Raw genomic sequence first — 3,662 nt, forward strand, 5'->3', positions numbered from 1 at the left:
GGAATTTTCATCGTGAAATTGTGGGTAAAACACCCGTTTGCGCACGTTCTTATTGCGCTGGTAGCTATTATTGTTATAGCAATCAGATGTTGGCCGCATAGCACTCTGGCGCAGGCGGTGGGCAGTTCCCGGGCGGTTTACGCGCAAGGCGGCGAACTGATGCGCCTGACGCTGGCCCCCGATGGCCAGTACCGGCTGTGGGTGCCGCTGGCGCGCATCGCGCCCACACTGGTGGAGGCAGTGCTGACCTATGAAGACCGCTATTTTTTCTGGCACCCCGGCGTCAACCCGGCCGCGCTGGTGCGCAGCAGCTGGAATATGGCCAACGGCCAGCGCCGCCAGGGCGGCTCCACCCTCACCATGCAACTGGCGCGCCGCCTGTATGGCATTGACAGCCGCAGCTTGGGCGGCAAACTGGCGCAGTCGGCGGCGGCGCTGTGGCTGGAGCTGCGCTACAGCAAGGCCGACCTGCTGGAGGCTTACCTCAACACCGCGCCCTACGGCGGCAACATAGAGGGCGTGGGGGCCGCCAGCCTGATCTATTTTGGCCATGCGGCGCAGACCTTGAGCCTGCCTGAAGCGCTGACGCTGGCCGTGATTCCGCAAAACCCGGTCAAGCGGGTGGCGGCAAAGGGGCGCAACGTCGAATTGCAGCAGGCGCGTGAACGCCTGTGGGCGCAGTGGGTGCGACGCGACCCGCAGCTGGCGCGCCACGCGCCGGATGTGTCGCTGGCCTTGAGCGCCCAAGGCCGCTCGGCGCTGCCTTTTGTGGCACCCCACGCCACCGACATGCTGATGGCTCAAGAGCACGGGAAAAGCGAAATTCGTTCCACCTTGAACCTGCCCATGCAGCGCACGCTGGAGCGCATCATGGCGCAGTATCTGCAATCACACGCCGACATCGGACTGACCAACGCCAGCGCCTTGCTGCTCGATGCCAGCACCATGCAGGTACGCGCGGTGGTGGGGTCGGCGGATTACCGCAACGAGGCCATCAGCGGGCAGGTCAACGGCACACTTGCCAAGCGCTCGCCCGGCTCCACACTCAAGCCATTCATCTATGCGCTGGCGCTGGAGCAGGGCCTGATGCACCCGCGCACCGTGCTCAAGGACGCGCCCACCGCCTTTGGCCCCTATGCGCCCGAGAACTTTGATGGCCGCTTTGCCGGCCCGATTGCCGCACAGGATGCCTTGATCCGCAGCCGCAACATCCCGGCGGTGGCGCTGGCGGCGCGCCTGTCCAAGCCGGGTTTGTACGATTTTTTGAAGCTGTCCGGCGTGGGGAGGCTGCAAAGCGAGCAGCACTACGGCCTGGCACTGGTGCTGGGTGGCGGCGAGGTCACCATGGAAGAGCTGGCTTCGTTGTACGCCACGCTGGCCAATGGCGGTGCCAGCGCCCGACTGAGCTACACGCAGGCGGAAGCACCTGGTGCGCCGCTGCAGCTGCTCAGCCCCGAGGCCGCTTACATCACCTTGGAGATGCTGCGCCAGACCCCGCGCCCCGACACCGGTGGCCCGGCGCGCCCGGCCGTGGCCTGGAAAACCGGCACCTCCTGGGGTTTTCGCGATGCCTGGACGGCGGGTGTTTTTGGCCGCCACGTGCTGGTGGTGTGGGTGGGTAATTTTGACGGCAGCAGCAATCCGGCGTTGATTGGCGTCGATGCCGCCGCGCCACTGTTCTTGCGCATGGTCGATGCCCTGCGCGCCCAGCGGCTCGACCCTGGCGAGCTGGCCATGTCGCTGCCGCCCGATTTGCGCAAAGTCGAGGTGTGCGCCGCCACTGGTGGCTTGCCCGATGCCCTGTGCCCGGTGCAGGTCAGCACCTGGTTTATCGCGGGCAAGTCACCCATCCAGGCGAGTAGCCTGCACCGCGCCCTGTGGGTGGACCAACGCAGCGGCCAGCCGGTGTGCGGGCCGCAGCCCCATGCCAGGCGCGAAGTGGTGGAGCAATGGGGCAGCGACATGCAGCAGCTGTTTCGCAAAGCCGGCCTGGCGCGCAAGGTGATGGCTGTACCAGACTGCGGCACTGCTGCAGCCAGTGCGGAAGGCGCGCCCGTCATCACCTCGCCCCTGCGCGGCGTGAGCTACCAGCTGCGCATGAAAAATCCTGAGCCCCTCTTGCTTCGCGCCGACGCCGGGTCGAATTCAAAGACCTTGTTCTGGTTTGCCGACGACGCCCTGCTGGGCCGCGCCCGCCCCGGCGAGAGCCTGCACTGGCTGCCCACTGCCGCCCGTCGTTATGCGCTGCGCGCGGTAGACGAGCAGGGCCGCGCCGATTCGCGCGAGGTGACCGTGGAGTTGGTGCCGTGATGTGACAGTGGACACGCAACCCGGTCAGGGCCGCAGATGAGAAATATGCATTGCAAATGAGTGTGATCACCCAGATGGGGGAACGAATCGTCACGTTGATTGGAAATGAATTCAATTTCTAGCGGAATTGACAGCAAGCCCAGACGACAAGGGCCTTGCCCAACTTATTCCTGCTTGACCCCTTAGCTGACAATTAAACTGATCTGGCTGTTTGGCAAGTTGATTGCCAACACCGACATGCACAAAGGCAACCTGAGTTCTGTGCCGACCATGCCCTTGCAAGTGGTACCGGTCTACGACATGCTTCCGATGTTGTATGCGCCGATGGCGGGAGGTGAAATACTGCTGGTTCGGTATGCCCCGGCCTTGCCCAGTCCGCAGGACCGGGCGCTATGGCTGCAAGCCAGTGTTGCGGCCTGCAGGTTCTGGCAAACCGCTGCCGCCGATCAGAGCATCAGCCCAGAGTTTCAAACCCTGTGCCGCCAAAACCTGGCTGCGCTGATGGCCGTGCAAGATATGGCTTGATGCCAGCGCCGCTACAGCTCGGCTTCTTCGGCAATGGCGTTGGCCATGTACTCGATCTTCTTTTGCATGTCTTCATCGGTGTCAGCAAAGCGCTTGGCAATGGCGGCAAATTCGTCCTGGATTTCGATGAAGGCGTCCACCATGTCGGGGTCGAAATGGCTGGCGCGGCCCTGAAAAATCGTCACCACAGCCTGGTCGTGCGGCACACCGGCTTTGTAGACCCGGTCGGAGATCAGGGCGTCGTACACATCGGCGATGGCCAGCAGGCGCGCAGACAAAGGAATCTGGTCACCTGACAGGGCCTGCGGATAACCCGTGCCATCCCATTTTTCCTGGTGGCTGTAGACCAGCTCCTTGACGATCTGCATGCGTACGGCCGCAAAACCCAAGGTTTTCTCGGCGTAGGCGATGGCGTCGCGGGCCAGGGTGGTGTGGGTTTTCATGATCTCGAACTCGGCCGACGTCAACCGGCTGGGTTTGAGCAAAATGCGGTCCGGGATGCCCACCGTGCCCATGTCATACAAGGGCGCAGAGCGGAACAATTCGCCGATATATTCCTGCGTCAACGTTGCTGCGAAACGGGGATGGCCAACCAGCCGCTGCGCCAGTGCATTGACGTAATGCTGAATGCGCATCACGTGGTTGCCGGTGTCGGAGTCGCGCGTTTCTGCCAGCGAGGTGATGGCGAGAACCGCTACCGCCATGGCGGCACGCACGGGATCAGCCTCGAAATTTTGGCTGGGGTCGGGTAAATTCAAAATAGTGCTCCACTGTTCAGACTGTGATATTAATGCGACTGGCGCTTGTGCGGTGTAATTTCTTTAAGG

General features: G+C 62.9%; 3 protein-coding genes. 2 read left to right on the forward strand and 1 reads right to left on the reverse strand.

Translation table 11 applies throughout. The annotated features are described in order from the left end of the window. The first annotated feature begins 12 nt into the window (after nt 1–12). Nucleotides 13–2,310, forward strand: a complete 2,298-nt coding sequence (gene pbpC, locus KBF66_RS19085; protein ID WP_365732558.1) for a penicillin-binding protein 1C — start codon at nt 13–15, stop codon at nt 2,308–2,310. 237 nt (nt 2,311–2,547) lie between these two features. Beyond that, on the forward strand, nt 2,548–2,835 hold the full coding sequence (locus KBF66_RS19090) for a hypothetical protein (RefSeq protein WP_296661287.1): 288 nt from the start codon (nt 2,548–2,550) through the stop codon (nt 2,833–2,835). 11 nt (nt 2,836–2,846) lie between these two features. Here the strand turns inward: KBF66_RS19090 and KBF66_RS19095 are convergent, their stop codons facing one another. Then, nucleotides 2,847–3,593 carry an HD domain-containing phosphohydrolase gene (locus KBF66_RS19095; RefSeq protein ID WP_296661288.1) on the reverse strand — a complete coding sequence of 249 codons (747 nt, stop codon included), beginning with the start codon at nt 3,591–3,593 and terminating at the stop codon, nt 2,847–2,849. Nucleotides 3,594–3,662 lie beyond the last annotated feature (69 nt).

This window comes from Rhodoferax sp. (assembly GCF_018063565.1).
In the GTDB taxonomy this organism is placed as follows: Bacteria; Pseudomonadota; Gammaproteobacteria; order Burkholderiales; family Burkholderiaceae_C; genus Rhodoferax.

Bases quoted from the DNA above. Each gene is read 5' to 3' on its own strand.
- KBF66_RS19090 (WP_296661287.1), top strand. From the start codon at position 2,548: ATGCACAAAGGCAACCTGAGTTCTGTGCCGACCATGCCCTTGCAAGTG.